We start from the raw sequence: 1,090 nt of genomic DNA on the forward strand, positions 1-1,090 counted from the left end.
GCGGCCACTTTGAATAGGAATACTTTTATGGCGTCACTGATCTTTTTGTCACCGGATATAGGGCTTAGCTTGATTCCCAGTCTCCTCTTAACTAATTCATTAAAGCGCAAGGCTAAGCCTTTCTTCTGAGTTTCTTTCGTGTTGAAGATAATTGATACTGAGGCTGAAACTTCATCGCATGTTTTTACCCAGTGTGGTGCTAAATAGGGAATATGAGCGCCTTCACCTGGCTTAATAAAAGTTTTTGTTGAGGTGTTAACAAATTCGTCCCGTAAGCTTGGTGCTACTTTATGGGTTTTGGCTACAAATGTTTCCAGTTCATCATCACTAATTTGTTCTTTATTCCAGGGTTCCCACGTATAGACTTCTTTAGTGCCCGTAAGTTGCATAAGGAAAGTGCTATACCGGTCGATGTGATAAGGCGTTGTGCCATTTGGTGACGTGATAAATAGATAGAGTGTTGAGTCAGTAATTTCTGTACCTAGTTCTTGGGCAAGTTGTTCAAGGTCGTTCTTTAGCCCTGTAAATAGCTCTTTATATTGTTCGTCAATTTCAGGACTTCTAACCATCACAAAAGAGTCTGAAGTCGCCAGATTTTCCAGTGCGTGCTCTAATGAGCATTCTATTTTATGTTCTTTATGAGCTGTATCAAGATTTGCATTGATGTCGACTTTACTAGAGCTGGCATACACGTGCTCCGGGGGAAGTCTGAGGACTAACTCAGATAGACTATCAAGTGATGCTAGAGGTGTCTCCTACAGACTGGTTAAATTTGAATGACCTTTTGTTGAAGTCGGAGAACTGCTGTTCTTGATCTAGTTTTATGTATTTATACATTTTGCATTCCTTTTTCTCTAGTACTCTTAGTGGAAGAGCTTGTGCGGCTAGCTATTTCTTGAAAATCTACTTATTCACTCGTTTTTTGATAACACGGGCAGAATCACACGCAGTATTTCTTCTTCGGATAAAGGGCTTAATTGAAGCTTAAAACCTTGGTTAAGTTGTTCGATCAGGTTATTTAACCAAAAGCCGTTGTAGACTGTTCCAGCATGATAGTCGGCCAATATCAGGTTGCTAGGGTGATCGCCTT

Annotated in this window: 1 protein-coding gene; it reads right to left on the reverse strand. The window is 40.4% G+C overall.

Annotation, left to right across the window (positions count from 1 at the left end):
- On the reverse strand, positions 1-692 hold a 692-nt coding region (locus A3766_RS02605; RefSeq protein WP_068641614.1), incomplete at its 3' end, for a JmjC domain-containing protein.
- Positions 693-1,090: the final 398 nt, after the last annotated feature.

Source organism: Oleiphilus sp. HI0132 (assembly GCF_001635845.1).